At 63.4% G+C, this 17,536-nt stretch carries 14 protein-coding genes and 1 tRNA gene; 1 reads left to right on the forward strand and 14 read right to left on the reverse strand.

The features are described 5' to 3' along the window. Positions 1-145 precede the first annotated feature (145 nt). The 3 genes from fusA to rpsL all read right to left on the reverse strand — a co-directional run bounded on the left by fusA (position 146) and on the right by rpsL (position 3,174). Positions 146-2,236 (reverse strand): elongation factor G, encoded by a 2,091-nt coding sequence (gene fusA / locus ACLB6G_RS20705; protein ID WP_410358040.1) that lies wholly within the window; start codon positions 2,234-2,236, stop codon positions 146-148. A 34-nt stretch (positions 2,237-2,270) separates the two neighbouring features. Further along, on the reverse strand, positions 2,271-2,741 hold the full coding sequence (gene rpsG / locus ACLB6G_RS20710; protein WP_410358041.1) for a 30S ribosomal protein S7: 471 nt from the start codon (positions 2,739-2,741) through the stop codon (positions 2,271-2,273). A 61-nt stretch (positions 2,742-2,802) separates the two neighbouring features. Further along, a complete protein-coding gene (rpsL, locus tag ACLB6G_RS20715) occupies positions 2,803-3,174 on the reverse strand; it encodes a 30S ribosomal protein S12 (protein WP_410358042.1) in 372 nt (123 codons plus the stop codon). A gap of 488 nt (positions 3,175-3,662) precedes the next feature. On the opposite strand from rpsL, the gene ACLB6G_RS20720 reads away from it, so the two are divergent. After that, the gene (locus ACLB6G_RS20720) at positions 3,663-3,944 is read left to right on the forward strand and encodes a transcriptional regulator (RefSeq protein ID WP_410358043.1); all 282 of its coding nucleotides are present in this window, start codon (positions 3,663-3,665) and stop codon (positions 3,942-3,944) included. 295 nt (positions 3,945-4,239) lie between these two features. Here ACLB6G_RS20720 and rpoC read toward each other — a convergent pair whose 3' ends face one another. The 11 genes from rpoC to ACLB6G_RS20775 all read right to left on the reverse strand — a co-directional run. Further along, complete coding sequence (rpoC, locus tag ACLB6G_RS20725; protein ID WP_410358044.1) at positions 4,240-8,439, reverse strand: DNA-directed RNA polymerase subunit beta'; 4,200 nt, start codon at positions 8,437-8,439, stop codon at positions 4,240-4,242. A gap of 168 nt (positions 8,440-8,607) precedes the next feature. Beyond that, on the reverse strand, positions 8,608-12,750 hold the full coding sequence (gene rpoB, locus ACLB6G_RS20730; RefSeq protein ID WP_410358045.1) for a DNA-directed RNA polymerase subunit beta: 4,143 nt from the start codon (positions 12,748-12,750) through the stop codon (positions 8,608-8,610). 218 nt (positions 12,751-12,968) lie between these two features. Next, complete coding sequence (rplL, locus tag ACLB6G_RS20735; RefSeq protein WP_410358046.1) at positions 12,969-13,346, reverse strand: 50S ribosomal protein L7/L12; 378 nt, start codon at positions 13,344-13,346, stop codon at positions 12,969-12,971. 52 nt (positions 13,347-13,398) lie between these two features. Beyond that, entirely contained in the window at positions 13,399-13,917 is a 519-nt protein-coding gene (gene rplJ, locus ACLB6G_RS20740) for a 50S ribosomal protein L10 (RefSeq protein ID WP_410358047.1), read from the reverse strand. A gap of 342 nt (positions 13,918-14,259) precedes the next feature. Further along, entirely contained in the window at positions 14,260-14,961 is a 702-nt protein-coding gene (gene rplA / locus ACLB6G_RS20745) for a 50S ribosomal protein L1 (protein ID WP_410358048.1), read from the reverse strand. A gap of 4 nt (positions 14,962-14,965) precedes the next feature. Next, positions 14,966-15,394 (reverse strand): 50S ribosomal protein L11, encoded by a 429-nt coding sequence (rplK, locus tag ACLB6G_RS20750; RefSeq protein WP_410358049.1) that lies wholly within the window; start codon positions 15,392-15,394, stop codon positions 14,966-14,968. Between the two features lie 146 nt (positions 15,395-15,540). Next, positions 15,541-16,071, reverse strand: a complete 531-nt coding sequence (gene nusG, locus ACLB6G_RS20755; protein ID WP_410358050.1) for a transcription termination/antitermination protein NusG — start codon at positions 16,069-16,071, stop codon at positions 15,541-15,543. A gap of 27 nt (positions 16,072-16,098) precedes the next feature. Then, the gene (gene secE, locus ACLB6G_RS20760) at positions 16,099-16,302 is read right to left on the reverse strand and encodes a preprotein translocase subunit SecE (protein WP_410358051.1); all 204 of its coding nucleotides are present in this window, start codon (positions 16,300-16,302) and stop codon (positions 16,099-16,101) included. A 356-nt stretch (positions 16,303-16,658) separates the two neighbouring features. Then, positions 16,659-16,734 (reverse strand) — tRNA-Trp (locus ACLB6G_RS20765). Between the two features lie 154 nt (positions 16,735-16,888). After that, a complete protein-coding gene (locus ACLB6G_RS20770; protein ID WP_410358052.1) occupies positions 16,889-17,299 on the reverse strand; it encodes a VOC family protein in 411 nt (136 codons plus the stop codon). Between the two features lie 160 nt (positions 17,300-17,459). Further along, the coding region (locus ACLB6G_RS20775) for an EF-Tu C-terminal domain-related protein (protein WP_144623229.1) at positions 17,460-17,536 on the reverse strand (77 nt) is incomplete at its 5' end.

Consider the following 17,536-nt stretch of genomic DNA (forward strand, 5'->3'; position numbering starts at 1 on the left):
GTCTTGCCATGGTCAACGTGGCCGATCGTGCCAATGTTCACATGCGGCTTGTTGCGCTCGAATTTACCCTTCGCCATTGGGCCTCTCCATTCCTTGCGGCCCCATCCCGGAGCCTTTGAATTAGCGTTTCAGTGAAGCGTGCCGGTCAGGCGTACTTCTTCTGGATTTCCTGTGCGACCGCGGACGGGACCGGCTCGTAATGATCGAAGATCATCGTGTACTGGGCACGGCCCTGCGACATGGAGCGCAGGCTGTCGACGTACTTGAACATGTTGGCCAGCGGCACGAAGGCGTTGACCACGGTCGCGATGCCGCGGGCCTCGGTGCCCTGGATCTGCCCGCGCCGCGAATTCAGGTCGCCGATCACGTCGCCGACGTAATCTTCCGGCGTCACGACCTCGACCTTCATGATCGGCTCGAGCAGCTGGGCACCGGCCTTCTGCGCACCCTCGCGGAAAGCCGCGCGGGACGCGATCTCGAAGGCCAGGACCGAGGAGTCGACGTCGTGGTAGGCGCCATCGATCAGCGTGGCCTTCACGCCGAGCATCGGGAAGCCCGCGACCGGACCGGAGGTGAGAACGCTCTCGATGCCCTTCTGGACGCCGGGAATGTATTCCTTCGGAACCGAACCGCCGACGATCTTGGATTCGAACACGAAATCCTCGCCTTCCGGATTGGGCTCGAACACGATCTTGACGCGCGCGAACTGGCCCGACCCGCCCGACTGCTTCTTGTGGGTGTAGTCGATCTCGGCCTGCTTGGTGATCGTCTCGCGATAAGCCACCTGCGGCGCGCCGACATTGGCCTCGACCTTGAACTCGCGCTTCAGGCGGTCGACGATGATGTCGAGATGCAGTTCGCCCATGCCCGCGATGATGGTCTGGCCGGATTCCTCGTCGGACTTGACGCGGAAGGACGGATCCTCGGCAGCCAAGCGGTTGAGCGCGAGGCCCATCTTCTCCTGGTCGCCCTTGGTCTTCGGCTCGATGGCGATCTGGATCACCGGATCCGGGAATTCCATGCGCTCCAGGATGACCGGCTTGAGCGGATCGCACAGCGTGTCGCCCGTGGTCGTGTCCTTCAGGCCGGCCAGCGCGACGATGTCGCCGGCAAACGCTTCCTCGATGTCCTCACGCGAGTTGGAGTGCATCTGCAGCATGCGGCCGATACGCTCGCGCTTGTCCTTCACCGTGTTGGCGAGCGACGAACCCTTGGTCAGGACGCCCGAATAGATGCGGGCGAAGGTCAGCGAGCCCACGAACGGGTCGTTCATGATCTTGAACGCCAGCATGGACAGCGGCTCTTCGTCCGCCGACTTGCGCGTGATCTCGCCTTCGGTCTTCGGATCGATGCCGCGGATCGCCGGAACGTCGACCGGCGACGGCAGGAACTCCGTCACTGCGTCGAGCAGCGGCTGCACGCCCTTGTTCTTGAATGCCGAGCCGCACATCATCGGGAAGAACTGAACGGCGATCGTGCCCTGGCGGATCAGCTTGCGGATCTCGTCGTTGGACGGCATTTCCCCTTCGAGGTAACGCTCCATCGCCCCTTCGTCGATTTCGACGACGGTCTCGATCATCTTCTCGCGCCACTCTTCGGCCTGGTCCTTCAGGTCGGCCGGAATCTCGACGATGTCCCAGGCAGCGCCCAGCGTCTCGTCGCGCCAGACATAAGCCTGCATCTCGATCAGGTCGACGACACCCTTGAAGTCGTTTTCCGCGCCGATCGGCAACTGGATGACGACCGGGGTCGCGCCGAGGCGGGAACCGACCATCTCGACGCAGCGGAAGAAGTCGGCGCCGATCTTGTCCATCTTGTTGGCGAAGATCATGCGCGGCACATGGTACTTGTCCGCCTGGCGCCACACGGTCTCCGTCTGCGGCTCGACGCCGGCATTGGCGTCCAGCAGCGCCACGGCGCCGTCGAGAACGCGCAGCGAGCGCTCCACCTCGATGGTGAAGTCCACGTGGCCGGGCGTGTCGATGATGTTGTAGCGGCGGCGCTTCTTGTCACGGCCTTCCCAGAAGGTGGTCGTGGCAGCCGACGTGATGGTGATGCCGCGCTCCTGCTCCTGTTCCATCCAGTCCATGGTGGCCGCGCCGTCGTGCACTTCGCCGATCTTGTGCGACTTGCCGGTGTAGAACAGGATCCGCTCGGTCATCGTCGTCTTGCCGGCGTCGATATGCGCCATGATGCCGAAATTGCGGTAGTCTTCGATCTTGTATTCGCGGGCCATGGGAGGTTGCCTTCCTGGATCGTCGCTCTTTGAATTACCAGCGGTAGTGCGAGAACGCGCGGTTGGCTTCGGCCATCCGGTGCGTGTCTTCGCGCTTCTTCACCGCGGAACCGCGGTTGTTGGCCGCATCAAGCAGTTCGCCGGACAGGCGATCGACCATCGTGGTCTCGTTGCGCGAACGCGCAGCGTTGATCAGCCAGCGGATGGCAAGCGCCTGGCGGCGCTCCGGACGGACATCGACCGGGACCTGGTAGGTCGCGCCGCCGACACGGCGGGAACGCACCTCCACATGCGGCGCGACATTGTCGAGTGCCTGGTGGAACATGGCCAGCGGATCCTGCTTCGCCTTGGACTCCATCTGGTCGAGAGCGCCGTACACGATGCGCTCGGCAACCGACTTCTTGCCATCGAGCATGACGGCGTTCATGAACTTCGTGACGACCAGGTCCGAGAATTTCGGATCCGGGTTGATCTCACGCTTTTCTGCACGGTGACGTCGGGACATGGGTCTTCCTGTCTCTCACTGATACGGCCAGGCGCGCTACGCGACCGGAGGCCGGAAATCCTTACTTCGGACGCTTGGCGCCGTACTTGGAACGGCGCTGCTTGCGGTCCTTGACACCCTGCGTGTCGAGCACGCCGCGGATGATGTGGTAACGTACGCCCGGAAGGTCCTTCACGCGGCCGCCGCGGATCATGACCACGGAGTGCTCCTGAAGGTTATGGCCTTCGCCGGGGATGTAGCCGATGACCTCGAAGCCATTGGTGAGGCGGATCTTCGCCACCTTGCGAAGGGCCGAGTTCGGCTTCTTCGGCGTGGTGGTGTAGACGCGCGTGCACACGCCCCGCTTCTGCGGATTGGCCTGCATGGCCGGCACCTTGTTGCGCTTGACCGGCGCGGTGCGCGGCTTGCGGATCAGCTGGTTGACGGTAGGCATTCAAACCTTCCTCTTCGCTCAATAATTCCGTGTCCAGGCCCGTTCAGGGCGGTTTTCAGCGCCGTTATCATGCGCAAAACGGGCAACAAACCACCTACCTGGTGGTCCAGCCCGCAAACAAAGCAGAGGAAACGGAAACCCGTCTCATGCCCCAATGATGTGCGTCGCTCGTAAAACGAACCCTGTTTGAGGCGAAACTCCAAGGCTTGGCGCCCCGGAAAACCGGCCTCACATCGGCTCAGACGAGGCGGGTACTACTCGCTATCCCCCGGTCCGTCAAGCCTGAAACGCCAGTTTTATCGCGCATCGGCCGCGCCCCGCCTGCGGGGGTAACTTTATTGCGCGCGGAAGCGCCGAAAGACATGCATTGTTGCCGCAGGTACCATGTCCGTCACCCCTGCCCTTTACCTTGGCAGGCCGCTTCACTAGCGTGGCGTGGAATCGGCCGCCCTTTCCGGGCTGCGGCACCAACAGACAGGGAATCAGAAATGTCCGACCCAGCCGAATTGCCCGTCATGATCATCGTCGGCCGGGTATGGCGGGAAACCGGTGGCGAATCGACCGGCGTTCACGTCCTGCTGACGGCGCCCGATGACGATTCGGCTGTCCGTCGCGCCCTCGAAGCCCTCGCCGACGAGGGCTATGCGGAGGCCGAGTTCGACCAGATCGGCGAAATGGAAGGACAGCCGGACGAGGAGCCCCACGCTTCCGCCTGGCAGGGCGCCACCGAAGGCGAAGTCGCCATCGTCACATTCACCGAAACAGACTGACGCCTGCCCGCGGCACCCACCCGCCCCGGATAAAAAAGACCGTCCGGTGGGGCAACAACCGAACGGCCTTTGGAAGTGGCGGCTTGGGAGGTCACGGACCCGATCGACTGCCGCAGGGGAATGAGACCACAGCGGATTTCGGATCGTCTGTGAAGAAGTTCACATAACCAACGCATTCGAATCGGGAAATTGGCGTTGCAACGAAACGCCACAAGACCGGCTTGCGCAACTGGAGATGAAAGAAGCCGCCGCGGGTTGCCCGCGGCGGCTTGACTTTTGACAGGAGGCGCCGGGCTTACTCGCCGGCGGTTTCCGTCATGTTCGAGATCATCGGCGAGGCTTCTTCCGCGCCTGTCGTGCGGCGGCGCTCCTCCAGGATCAGGTCGTCGCGCGACGTGGCGATCCGGCGGATCTGGTTCATCGCGCCGCCCGTGCCGGCCGGCACCAGGCGTCCGACGATGACGTTCTCCTTCAGGCCCTGCAGCGTGTCGATCTTGCCGGCGACAGCCGCCTCGGTCAGCACGCGCGTGGTCTCCTGGAACGAGGCCGCCGAGATGAAGGACGGGGTCTGCAGCGACGCCTTGGTGATGCCGAGCAGGACCGGCTCGCCCTTGGCGGGCTGCTTGCCTTCCTCGACGAGACGTTCGTTGATCTCGTCGAACTCGATCGCATCGACATGGTCGCCCGGGATGTAGACCGAGTCGCCCTGCTCCGTGATCTCGATCTTCTGCAGCATCTGGCGGACGATCACCTCGATGTGCTTGTCGTTGATAAGCACGCCCTGCAGGCGATAGACCTCCTGGATCTCGTTGACGAGGTAGGAAGCCAGCGCTTCCACGCCCTTGATGGCCAGGATGTCATGCGGCGCCGGGTTGCCGTCGAGCAGGTAGTCGCCCTTCTCGATGGTGTCGCCGTCCTGGAGATGGAACGGCTTGCCCTTCGGAATGAGATACTCGACCGGCTCCACGCCTTCCTCGAACGGCTCGATGACGATGCGGCGCTTGTTCTTGTAGTCGCGGCCGAAGCGGACCGTGCCGGACACTTCCGCAATGATCGCATGATCCTTGGGACGGCGCGCCTCGAACAGTTCCGCCACGCGCGGCAGACCGCCCGTGATGTCCTTGGTCTTGGCGCTTTCCATGGGGATACGGGCCAGCACGTCGCCCGGACGCACCGTTGCACCCGGTTCCACCGAAAGGACCGTCGAGACCGACATGAGGTAGCGCGCCTCGCCGCCACGCGGCAGCTTGGCGATCTTGCCGTCCTTGCCCTCGATGGCGATGGCCGGCTTGAGGTCCGTGCCGCGCGGCGTCGAACGCCAGTCGGTGACCTCGCGCTTGGTGATGCCCGTCGTCTCTTCCGTCGCCTCCTGCATGGAAACGCCGTCGATCAGGTCCTCGAACGCCACCCGGCCCTCGACTTCCGTCATGATCGGACGCGTATACGGGTCCCACTCGGCAATGCGCTGGCCGCGCTTGACCTTGTCGCCGTCGTCGACGAACAGCCGCGCGCCGTAGGTCACGCGGTGCGACGCGCGTTCTTTGCCGCCCTCGTCCTTGATCGTGACCGCCATGTTGCGGCCCATGACCACGAGATTGCCCTCGGAGTTGCGCACCACGTTGCGGTTCTTGATCTCCACCGTGCCCTCGTAGGAGGCCTCGATGAAGGAGGAGTCGACGACCTGCGCCGTGCCGCCCATGTGGAAGGTACGCATGGTGAGCTGCGTTCCGGGCTCGCCGATCGACTGCGCCGCGATGACGCCGACCGCCTCGCCCATGTTCACGGGCGTGCCGCGAGCAAGGTCGCGGCCGTAGCAGACCGAGCACACGCCGGTCTTGACGTCGCAGGTCAGCGCCGAGCGGATCCGCACCGACTGGATGCCGGCCTTCTCGATGGCGTCCACGTCACGCTCGTCCAGCAGCGTTCCGGCCTTGGCGATCAGTTCGCCCGAAACCGGATGGTTGATGTCGTCGAGCGCCGTGCGGCCGAGAATGCGCTGGCCGAGCGAGGCCACCACCTGGCCGGCATCGACGATGGGCTGCATGGTCAGGCCGCGATCGGTGCCACAATCCACGGCATTGACGATGCAGTCCTGCGCCACGTCCACAAGGCGGCGCGTCAGGTAGCCGGAGTTGGCCGTCTTCAACGCCGTGTCGGCCAGACCCTTGCGGGCGCCGTGGGTGGAGTTGAAGTATTCCAGGACCGTCAGGCCTTCCTTGAAGTTCGAGATGATCGGGGTCTCGATGATCTCGCCCGACGGCTTGGCCATGAGGCCGCGCATGCCGGCAAGCTGGCGCATCTGGGTCGGCGAACCGCGCGCGCCCGAATGCGACATCATGTAGACCGAGTTCATCGGCTTCTGGCGGCCGGTGTCGTCGAATTCGACGGCCTTGATGCGCGCCATCATCTCGTCGGCGACCTTCTCCGAGCACTTGGCCCAGGCATCGACGACCTTGTTGTACTTCTCGCCCTGGGTGATCAGGCCGTCATTGTACTGCTGCTCGTATTCCTTTGCGAGCTTGTCGGTTTCGGCCACCAGCTTCGCCTTGGTGTCCGGGATCACCATGTCGTCCTTGCCGAACGAGATGCCCGCCTTGCAGGCATTCGTGAAGCCGAGCTGCATGATCCGGTCGCAGAAGATGACCGTCTCCTTCTGTCCGCAATGGCGGTAGACCGTGTCGATCATCTTGGAGATGTTCTTCTTGGTCATTTCCTGGTTGCAGATGTCGAAGGGCACGTTGACGTTCTTCGGCAGCAGTTCGCCGATGATCATGCGGCCGGGTGTCGTTTCATGGATCTTCGAAACCGGGTTGCCCTCGGCGTCGACGGTCTTGAAGCGGCCCTTGATCTTGGCATGCAGCGTCACCGCGCCGGAATCCAGCGCGTGGTGAAGCTCGCCCATGTCGGCAAAGACCATGCCTTCGCCGGGCTCGTTCTGGTTCATGATCGACAGGTAATAGAGACCCAGGACCATGTCCTGCGACGGAACGATGATCGGCGCGCCGTTGGCCGGGTGCAGGATGTTGTTGGTCGACATCATCAGCACGCGCGCCTCGAGCTGCGCTTCCAGCGACAACGGCACGTGGACGGCCATCTGGTCGCCGTCGAAGTCGGCGTTGAAGGCGGTGCAGACCAGCGGGTGAAGCTGGATCGCCTTGCCCTCGATCAGCACCGGCTCGAACGCCTGGATGCCGAGGCGGTGGAGCGTCGGCGCACGGTTGAGCAGCACCGGATGCTCGCGGATGACCTCGTCCAGGATGTCCCAGACTTCCGGCTTTTCCTTCTCGACCAGCTTCTTGGCCTGCTTGACCGTGGACGAATAGCCCTTGGCGTCGAGACGGGCATAGATGAACGGCTTGAACAGTTCCAGCGCCATCTTCTTCGGCAGGCCGCACTGGTGCAGCTTGAGTTCCGGTCCGGTCACGATGACCGAACGGCCGGAATAGTCGACGCGCTTGCCGAGCAGGTTCTGGCGGAAGCGGCCCTGCTTGCCCTTCAGCATGTCGGACAGCGACTTCAGCGGACGCTTGTTGGCGCCGGTGATGACGCGGCCGCGCCGGCCGTTGTCGAACAAAGCGTCGACGGCCTCCTGCAGCATGCGCTTCTCGTTGCGGATGATGATGCCCGGCGCGCGCAACTCGATCAGCCGCTTGAGGCGGTTGTTGCGGTTGATGACGCGGCGGTAGAGGTCATTCAGGTCGGAGGTCGCGAAACGGCCGCCGTCCAGCGGCACCAGCGGACGCAGGTCCGGCGGGATCACCGGCACGATCTTCATGATCATCCATTCCGGCTTGTTGCCGGATTCCATGAAGTTCTCGACCACCTTGAGGCGCTTCAGCAGCTTCTTCTGCTTCAGTTCCGACGTGGTCTCGGCCAGTTCGTCACGAAGCTGGACAGCGATGCGCGGCAGTTCCAGCGATGCCAGGAGCTCGTGGATGGCCTCGGCGCCGATCATGGCGGTGAAGCTGTCCTCGCCGAACTCGTCGACGGCCAGCATGTATTCCTCTTCAGACAGGAGCTGATGCTCCTTCAGCGAGGTCAGGCCCGGCTCGGTGACGATGTAGTTCTCGAAATAGAGGACGCGCTCGATATCCTTCAGCGTCATGTCGAGCAGCGTTCCGATGCGGCTCGGCAGCGACTTGAGGAACCAGATATGGGCGACCGGCGCGGCCAGTTCGATATGGCCCATGCGCTCGCGGCGCACCCGCGACAGCGTGACCTCGACGCCGCACTTCTCGCAGATGATGCCCTTGTACTTCATGCGCTTGTACTTGCCGCAAAGACATTCGTAGTCCTTGATCGGGCCGAAGATGCGCGCGCAGAACAGGCCGTCACGCTCGGGCTTGAACGTGCGGTAGTTGATCGTTTCCGGCTTCTTGATCTCGCCGAAAGACCAGGACAGAATCTTCTCAGGGCTGGCCAGCGAAATCCGGATGGAGTCGAAATTCTGGGCCGGTGCCTGAGGGTTGAAAAGATTCATGACCTCTTGGTTCATGCCGTTCTCCTTGGCGGGGTCCGGGACGACCCCTTGAAATGATCCGGCGGAGCGGGCGCCCACGCCCTGGCCTTCCGCCCTTGTTGCGAAACGGTCCGCCTGCCGGGACAGTTCCGCGATGGACCGGCGCGCCGCGTGACGGATCACGCGGCGCGCGCCTTTTCGTCTTTACTCGGCCGCGTCCGGCAACTGCTCCGGCGCATCCTGATCCGGCACGCGCGCGGTCGCCAGTTCGACATTGAGGCCGAGCGAACGCATTTCCTTGACGAGCACGTTGAAGCTCTCCGGAATGCCCGCCTCGAACGTGTCGTCGCCGCGCACGATGGCCTCGTAGACCTTGGTGCGGCCCGCCACATCGTCCGACTTCACGGTCAGCATTTCCTGCAGCGTGTAGGCGGCGCCATAGGCTTCCAGCGCCCAGACCTCCATCTCGCCGAAGCGCTGGCCGCCGAACTGCGCCTTGCCGCCCAGCGGCTGCTGGGTGACGAGCGAGTACGGTCCGATCGAACGGGCGTGGATCTTGTCGTCGACCAGGTGGTGCAGCTTCAGCATGTAGATGTAGCCCACCGTGACCTGGCGGTCGAACTCCTCGCCCGTGCGGCCGTCATAGAGCGTCGACTGGCCGGTGGTCTTCAGACCTGCCATTTCGAGCATCTCGTTGATGTCGGCCTCCACCGCGCCGTCGAAGACCGGCGTGGCGATCGAAACGCCGCGCGTCAACTGCGTGCCGAGGCGGATGATCGACTCGTCATCATACTGGCGGACCGGTTCGTTGCGGTCATTGGCCGGAATGATGTCCTCGATCGTCGCCCGCAGCGGCTTGATGTCGCCGTTCTCGTTATAAGCCTCGATCATCTCGCCGATCTTGCGGCCCATGCCCGCGCAGGCCCAGCCCAGATGCGTCTCCAGGATCTGGCCGACGTTCATGCGGCTTGGCACACCCAGCGGATTGAGCACGATGTCGACATGCGTGCCGTCCTCCAGGAACGGCATGTCCTCCACCGGCACGATCCGCGACACGACACCCTTGTTGCCATGGCGTCCGGCCATCTTGTCGCCGGGCTGGATCTTGCGCTTCACGGCCACGAAGACCTTGACCATCTTCATGACGCCGGGCGGCATTTCGTCGCCGCGCTGCACCTTCTCGACCTTGTCCATGAAGCGCTGCTCGAGCATCTTCTTGGACTCGTCATACTGGGTGCGCAGCGCTTCCAGCGCGTTCTGCAGACCTTCGTCCTCGACGGCGAACTGCCACCACTGCGACCGCGGATACTCGCCGAGCACCGACTGGTCCAGACGGCCGCCCTTCTTGTATCCCTTGGGCCCCGCAATGGCTTCCTTGCCGTCCAGCATCTCGGCCAGGCGGGCGTAGGTGTTGCGGTCAAGGATGGCCTGCTCGTCGTCGCGGTCCTTGGCCAGGCGCTCGATCTCCTCGCGCTCGATGGCCATGGCGCGCTCGTCCTTCTCCACGCCGTGGCGGTTGAAGACGCGCACTTCCACGATGGTGCCGAACGTGCCGGGCGGCATGCGCATGGACGTGTCGCGCACGTCGGACGCCTTCTCGCCAAAGATGGCGCGCAGCAGCTTCTCTTCCGGCGTCATCGGGCTTTCGCCCTTCGGCGTGATCTTGCCGACCAGGATGTCGCCCGGGCCGACTTCCGCACCGATATAGACGATGCCGGCCTCGTCGAGGTTCTTCAGCGCCTCTTCCGAGACGTTCGGAATGTCGCGCGTGATCTCTTCCGGTCCGAGCTTGGTGTCGCGGGCCATGACCTCGAACTCCTCGATATGGATCGAGGTGAAGACGTCATCGCGCACGATGCGTTCGGACAGGAGGATGGAATCCTCGTAGTTGTAGCCGTTCCACGGCATGAACGCGACCAGCACGTTGCGGCCGAGCGCCAGGTCGCCGACATCGGTGGACGGACCGTCGGCGATGATGTCGCCCTTCTCGATCCGGTCGCCCACGCTGACCAGCGGACGCTGGTTGATGCAGGTGTTCTGGTTGGAGCGCTGGAACTTCATCAGCCGGTAGATGTCCACGCCGGACTCGCCCGGATCGACATCTTCCGTCGCGCGGATGACGATACGCGTCGCGTCGACCTGGTCGACCACGCCGGTCCGCCGCGCGGCAATGGCGGCTCCCGAATCGCGCGCCACGATCGGCTCCATGCCGGTGCCCACGAACGGCGCCTCGGCACGCACCAGCGGCACGGCCTGACGCTGCATGTTCGAGCCCATCAGCGCGCGGTTGGCGTCGTCGTTCTCAAGGAAGGGAATGAGCGCCGCGGCCACCGAAACGAGCTGCTTGGGCGACACGTCCATCAGGTCGACCAGTTCACGCGGCGCCATCATCACTTCGCCGGCATGGCGGCAGACGACGAACTCCTCGACGAACCGGCCTTCGGCGTCAATGTCGGCATTGGCCTGGGCAACGTAGTGCTTGGCCTCTTCCATGGCGGAGAGGTACTGCACGTCGAGCGTCACCTTGCCGTCGATCACCTTGCGGTACGGGCTCTCGATGAAGCCGTACTTGTTGACGCGGGCAAAGGTTGCGAGCGAGTTGATCAGGCCGATGTTCGGGCCTTCCGGCGTCTCGATCGGGCAGATGCGGCCGTAATGCGTCGGGTGCACGTCGCGCACCTCGAAGCCGGCGCGCTCGCGCGTCAGGCCGCCCGGTCCGAGCGCCGACAGGCGGCGCTTGTGGGTGATCTCCGACAGCGGGTTGGTCTGGTCCATGAACTGCGAAAGCTGCGAGGAGCCGAAGAACTCGCGCACAGCGGCCGCCGCCGGCTTGGCGTTGATCAGGTCCTGCGGCATCACCGTGTCGATCTCGATGGAGCTCATGCGCTCCTTGATCGCACGCTCCATGCGCAGCAGCCCGACGCGGTACTGGTTTTCCATCAGTTCGCCGACCGAGCGCACGCGGCGGTTGCCGAGATTGTCGATGTCGTCGATCTCGCCGCGCCCGTCGCGCAGTTCCACCAGCGTCTTGACGATGGCGATGATGTCGTCCTTGCGCAGGACGCGCACCGTGTCCTCGGCATCGAGGCCAAGACGCATGTTCATCTTGACGCGGCCGACGGCCGACAGGTCGTAACGCTCGGCGTCGAAGAACAGCGAGTTGAACATCGCTTCCGCGGTTTCGATCGTCGGCGGCTCGCCCGGACGCATCACGCGGTAGATGTCGAACAGCGCATCCTGGCGGCTCTCGTTCTTGTCGACGGCCAGCGAGTTGCGGATGTAGCCGCCGACATTGACATGGTCGATGTCGAGCACGTCGAACTCGTCGATACTGGCTTCCGTCAGGACCTTGAGCGCCTTCTCGTCAAGCTCGTCGCCGGCCTCGAGATAGATCTCGCCGGTTTCCGGATTGACGATGTCCTCGGCGAGGTAGGAGCCGTAGATGTCGTCCTCGGTCGCCTTGACGGCCTTCAGGCCCTTCTCGGCAAGCTGCTTGGCGAGGCGCGCCGTGACCTTCTTGCCGGCCTCGACCACCACTTCGCCGGTATCGGCGTCGATGATGTCGGTGATCGCCTTGGCGCCCTTGTAGCGTTCCACCGAATAGGGAATGCGCCAGTTGTCGCCGTCGCGCACGAAGGTCAGCTTGTCATAGAACGTGTCGAGGATTTCCTCGCCGTCCATGCCCAGCGCCATCAGCAGCGAGGAGACCGGGATCTTTCGGCGCCGGTCGATGCGCGCATGCACGATGTCCTTGGCGTCGAACTCGATGTCCAGCCACGAACCGCGATAGGGAATGACGCGCGCGGCAAACAGCAGCTTGCCCGACGAATGCGACTTGCCCTTGTCATGGTCGAAGAACACGCCGGGGGAACGGTGCATCTGCGAAACGATCACGCGCTCGGTGCCGTTCACGATGAACGTGCCGTTGGACGTCATGAGCGGCATGTCGCCCATGTAGACGTCCTGCTCCTTGATGTCCTTGATCGACTTGGCCTGCGTGTCCTCGTCGATGTCGAACACGATCAGGCGCAGCGTCACCTTGAGCGGCGCGGCATAGGTGAGATCGCGCTGACGGCACTCGTCGACGTCGAACTTCGGCTGCTCGAATTCGTACTTGACGAACTCCAGCATGGACGCACCTGAGAAATCGGTGATCGGAAAGACAGACTTGAATACCGCCTGCAGCCCCTCGTCGGGCCGCCCGCCCTCGGGTTCATCGACCATCAGGAACTGGTCATAGGATGCTTTTTGAACCTCGATCAGGTTCGGCATCTCCGCAACTTCCGGAATGTTTCCGAAGAACTTGCGTACGCGCCTGCGACCGTTGAATGTCTGGGTCTGGGCCATCGTCGCTCCTCGTCTCGCATTGGCCTTGTCTGGCCGAATTCTTCCGCTCCGCCGGGAACGGAATCCCTCAAACGGTTAAAACCCGTTTCCTGAAGGCCCTCTTCCGGCCCTTCAGGAAATGGGTTCTCGCCACCTGCCCCGTGCCTGGTCCGGAAGGACCGGAGACGGGACTGGCGGACAGGTTTCCCTGCCCGCCAAACGCCTGGAAAACCAGACGGTTACTTGACTTCGACCTTGGCGCCGGCGTCCTCGAGCTTCTTCTTGAGGTCTTCGGCTTCGCCCTTGGAAACGGCTTCCTTGACGGCCTTGGGAGCGGACTCGACGAGATCCTTGGCTTCCTTCAGGCCCAGGCCGGTGATGGCGCGGACTTCCTTGATGACGTTGATCTTGTTGGCGCCGGCATCGGCGAGGATCACGTCGAACTCGGTCTTTTCTTCCACGGCCTCGGCGGCGGCGGCAGCGCCACCGGCGGCAGCCACGGCAACCGGAGCAGCGGCGGAAACGCCCCACTTCTCTTCGAGCATCTTGGACAGTTCGGCAGCTTCCATGACGGTCAGGGCCGACAGGTCTTCAACAATCTTGGCAAGATCAGCCATTTTCATATTCCTTCACAAAGGTTCGAACGTTGGTTTCGTGCTGAGAACGGCCTCACGCCGCTTCGTCCTTCCGGGCATAGGCGCCGAACACCCTGGCCAGCTGGCTGGCGGGTGCCTGCGTGACACCGGCAATGCGCGTGGCCGGGGTGTTGATCATCGCAATGATCTTCGCCCTGAGCTCGTCCAGCGACGGCATGGTGGCCAGAGCCTTCACACCTTCCTGGTCGAGAACGGTCGCGCCCATCGCGCCGCCGAGAATGACAAGCTTGTCATTGCCCTTGGCGAAATCGGCGGCAACCTTCGGCGCCGCAACCGGGTCATCCGAATAGGCAATCAGCGTCTGACCCTTGAAGAGGTCCGACATGCCTTCGGATTCCGTGCCCTGAAGAGCGATCTTGGCGAGGCGGTTCTTCGCGACTTTGACAGTGCCTCCTGCGTTGCGCATCTTCGAACGAAGATCGTTCATCTGCGCAACCGTGAGGCCGGCATAGTGGGCCACGACCACTGAACCGGTGCTCTTGAACACCTCGTTCAGGCCCGCGACGAATTCGCGTTTTTCCGCTCTTTCCACAGCCTCTCTCCAGTTGACCGGCAGGCGTGATTGCCATGCCGGCGGTTGGGGATTACCGTACGTTGCGCCGCGGAGATCCCCGCATTGCCGCGCACGGCGTCTCAAGGATCCTGCCCCCACCGCCCCGGAACATTCCGCAGACGGAAGGATTACACGGTTCGAACCTTCCAGCAGGGCCAGCGGCCCCTCTTTCCGGTCTAAACCCCGTCTCATGCAGGCTCATGCGAATTAAGGCGAGCCACCCGCAATCTCGGACAGGATGTCCGGAAGTTTCCTTCCGTATCCGGGCCGCGAACGGCCCGGAATTCTTGTTCAGGCGGGCTTGCCCGCCGCTTGGCCCGGTCAGGCCTGCGAGATCGTACCCAGGTCGATCTTGATGCCCGGCCCCATGGTCGAGGACAGCGCGATGCGCTTCAGGTAGTTGCCCTTCGCACCCGACGGCTTGGCCTTGATGACAGCGTCGGCGAAGGCTCGCACGTTTTCCTCAAGCGACTTGGCATCGAAGGATGCCTTGCCGACGCCGCCATGCACGATGCCGGCCTTCTCGACGCGGAACTCCACGGCACCGCCCTTGGAGGCCTCGACAGCCGCCTTGACGTCCATGGTCACCGTGCCGACCTTCGGGTTCGGCATCATGCCGCGCGGGCCGAGAACCTTGCCCAGGCGGCCGACGAGCGGCATCATGTCCGGGGTCGCGATGCAGCGGTCGAAGTTGATCTCGCCCTTCTGCACGGTCTCCACCAGGTCTTCCGCGCCGACCACGTCGGCGCCGGCGGCCTTGGCTTCCTCGGCCTTGTCGCCACGGGCGAACACGGCCACGCGCACGGTGCGCCCGGTGCCGTTCGGCAGGTTGACCACGCCGCGGACCATCTGGTCGGCATGGCGCGGATCGACGCCGAGGTTCATGGCGACCTCGATCGTCTCGTCGAACTTGGCCGTGGCGCGCTCCTTGATGAGCGAAATGGCCTCGCCGAGCGGATACAGCCTGTCGCGGTCGATACCCTCACGCGATGCGGCAATGCGCTTTGCAATCTTCTTCGCCATCGGATCAGCCCACCACTTCCAGGCCCATGGAGCGGGCGGAACCCTCGACCATGCGCATTGCAGCCTCAACGTCGTTGGCGTTGAGGTCCTTCATCTTGGCTTCGGCGATTTCGCGCACCTTGTCGCGGGAAATCTGGCCGGCCTTGTCGCGGCCCGGCGTCTTGGAGCCGGACTTCAGGTTGATCGCCTTCTTCAGGAAGTAGCTCACCGGGGGCTGCTTCATCTGGAAGGTGAAGGACTTGTCCTGGTAATAGGTGATGATGACCGGGGTCGGCTGACCCTTTTCCATCTCCTGCGTGGCCGCATTGAAGGCCTTGCAGAATTCCATGATGTTGATGCCGCGCTGACCCAGGGCCGGACCGATCGGAGGCGACGGATTGGCCGCTCCGGCCGGGACCTGAAGCTTCAGCTGGCCTGCAATCTTCTTAGCCATTTCAGCTCTGCTTTCCCGTTTTGTGCCGTTCCCTCGCGGAGACGGCGGTTGCAAAGTCGGTGGTCCGGGCCTGCATGGCGGCCGGCAAAAGCCGCCTGCCCTCCCACCGGTTCAGGATGCCGGCCCCATGGCCGGCAACCTTTCGGTCAGCCCTTTTCGACCTGACCGAATTCCAGGTCGACCGGGGTTGCCCGGCCGAAAATCGAAACTTCCACCTTCAGGCGCGAACGCTCCTCGTCCACTTCCTGGACGATGCCGTTGAACGAGGCGAACGGGCCGTCCGACACGCGCACCTGCTCGCCGATCTCGAAGGAGACCGACGGCTTCGGCCGGTCGACGCCTTCCTGCACCTGGGTCAGGATGGCCTCGGCCTCCCTGTCCGGAATCGGCACCGGCTTCGAGTCCGTGCCGAGGAACCCGGTGACCTTCGGCGTGTTCTTGATCAGGTGGAACACGTCATCGGTGAGGTCCGCACGAACCAGCACGTAACCCGGAAAGAACTTGCGCTCGGCATCGACCTTGCGGCCGCGGCGCACCTCGACCACCTTTTCAGTCGGGACCAGAATCTTCTCGAAGCGGTCCCACAGGCCCTTGGCCTTGGCCTTCTCCTCGATGGCGTCGGCAACCTTCTTCTCGAAATTCGAGTAGGCGTGGACGATGTACCAGCGCGCGGTCATGCTAGGCGTCTCCCTCGAATTCGCGAATTACCGGCCGATACCCAGGATGAGCTCGACGCCGAAGGCCATGACCTGATCGGCCAGGAAAAAGAAGATCGCGGCAAGGAATGCCATCACGATCACCATGAAGGTCGAAATCGTTGTCTCGCGGCGCGACGGCCAGGTGACCTTGGAGGTCTCGCTGCGCACCTGCTGGAGAAAAACGAAAGGATTCTTGGTCTTTTCCGCCATGACTGGCCCACTTCCCATCCGCGGACGGCGCGACCGCCCGTTTTTTCCTTCATGACGCCCGCCCTTTCAGGGACAGGCCAACCGGCGCAAGCCAAAGGGCAAACGCCGGCGAATTGATTAGCCAGACCTGGAATCCGCGACAACCATCCAATCGTTGCCACCTAGGATCAGCTCATGTCGCCTCTCCGCCGCGGGGAGGGACCGGCCATGCGTTTAAGGTGCGGAAAAGCGAATCTCTGCCTTCACGCACCTGACGCTGAAAGCGGTACATATAACCACCACGCCCTCGATGCAAGAGCGGAATTTCGCGGATGCCGGATTTTTCATGACAGGGAATTGGCCGTTATGATGCCGGCTGGCAGGGGCAGAGGGGCTCGAACCCCCGACCTGCGGTTTTGGAGACCGCCGCTCTACCAACTGAGCTATACCCCTGTATCCGTGCGGCGCTTCTTGCAACATGCGCCGCGCGATTTCAAGCGCGTTTTTCGTCTTTGCCGCCGCTGCGGCGAAAATAGGTTCTTGCGCGGCGCAAGCCCGCCAGCAGGGCCCGCGATCTGGCGGCCGCGGCACTGCCCGCGGCCAGTCCTCACCCTTCGAGGACCTGGTGAACCTCGACGACATTGCCTTCCGGATCGTGGAAGAAGATCTGGTGCCAGGTGCCCGTGGCCACGCCCTTGTAGTCGCTGTAGGGAATGCCGCGCTCCTCCAGGTGGCCCTTGAAGGCTTCGATGTCATCCGTCCGGAAGGCAAGATGCCCGCGCTCCACCGGATTGACCGCCTTGCCGGCCCGGTAGGAAAGGCCGAGGTCCTTCTCCGCCAGGTGCATCTGCAGATTGCCGTCGCTGAGGAAAGCGACGTCGCCGGCATAGTCCCGCGTCGCCTCGCGCACCGGCAGGTCGTCCTCCTGCGGCCCCAGCCCCATCACGTCGCTGTAGAACCGCCTCAGCCGGTCCACATCCTCCGAAACGAAATTGATGTGGTGCAGCCACACTTTCATGCCCGTCGCTCCTTGCCTTCCAACCATGCCGAGACATAGGCAAAATGACGCGGCCGGCCAAGGGCGAATGTCATGTGCAGGAAAAGCAAACAGGCGCGGACCGGACGTCCGCGCCTGTTCCCGATGATTTCATCCCGGCCAGCCTCAGGCTGGCAGCGGATCACTCGATGATGGAGGCGACGATGCCGGCGCCCACCGTGCGGCCGCCTTCGCGGATGGCGAAGCGCAGCTTCTCTT

Source organism: Zhengella sedimenti (assembly GCF_046506625.1).
GTDB lineage: Bacteria > Pseudomonadota > Alphaproteobacteria > Rhizobiales > Rhizobiaceae > Zhengella > Zhengella sedimenti.

Excerpts from the sequence above, each read along its gene's own strand:
- fusA (WP_410358040.1), bottom strand. The coding sequence starts at position 2,236 with ATGGCCCGCGAATACAAGATCGAAGACTACCGCAATTTCGGCATCATG.
- rpsG (WP_410358041.1), bottom strand. The coding sequence starts at position 2,741 with ATGTCCCGACGTCACCGTGCAGAAAAGCGTGAGATCAACCCGGATCCG.
- rpsL (WP_410358042.1), bottom strand. The coding sequence starts at position 3,174 with ATGCCTACCGTCAACCAGCTGATCCGCAAGCCGCGCACCGCGCCGGTC.
- ACLB6G_RS20720 (WP_410358043.1), top strand. The coding sequence starts at position 3,663 with ATGTCCGACCCAGCCGAATTGCCCGTCATGATCATCGTCGGCCGGGTA.
- rpoC (WP_410358044.1), bottom strand. The coding sequence starts at position 8,439 with ATGAACCAAGAGGTCATGAATCTTTTCAACCCTCAGGCACCGGCCCAG.
- rpoB (WP_410358045.1), bottom strand. The coding sequence starts at position 12,750 with ATGGCCCAGACCCAGACATTCAACGGTCGCAGGCGCGTACGCAAGTTC.
- rplL (WP_410358046.1), bottom strand. The coding sequence starts at position 13,346 with ATGGCTGATCTTGCCAAGATTGTTGAAGACCTGTCGGCCCTGACCGTC.
- rplA (WP_410358048.1), bottom strand. The coding sequence starts at position 14,961 with ATGGCGAAGAAGATTGCAAAGCGCATTGCCGCATCGCGTGAGGGTATC.
- rplK (WP_410358049.1), bottom strand. The coding sequence starts at position 15,394 with ATGGCTAAGAAGATTGCAGGCCAGCTGAAGCTTCAGGTCCCGGCCGGA.
- nusG (WP_410358050.1), bottom strand. The coding sequence starts at position 16,071 with ATGACCGCGCGCTGGTACATCGTCCACGCCTACTCGAATTTCGAGAAG.
- secE (WP_410358051.1), bottom strand. The coding sequence starts at position 16,302 with ATGGCGGAAAAGACCAAGAATCCTTTCGTTTTTCTCCAGCAGGTGCGC.
- ACLB6G_RS20770 (WP_410358052.1), bottom strand. The coding sequence starts at position 17,299 with ATGAAAGTGTGGCTGCACCACATCAATTTCGTTTCGGAGGATGTGGAC.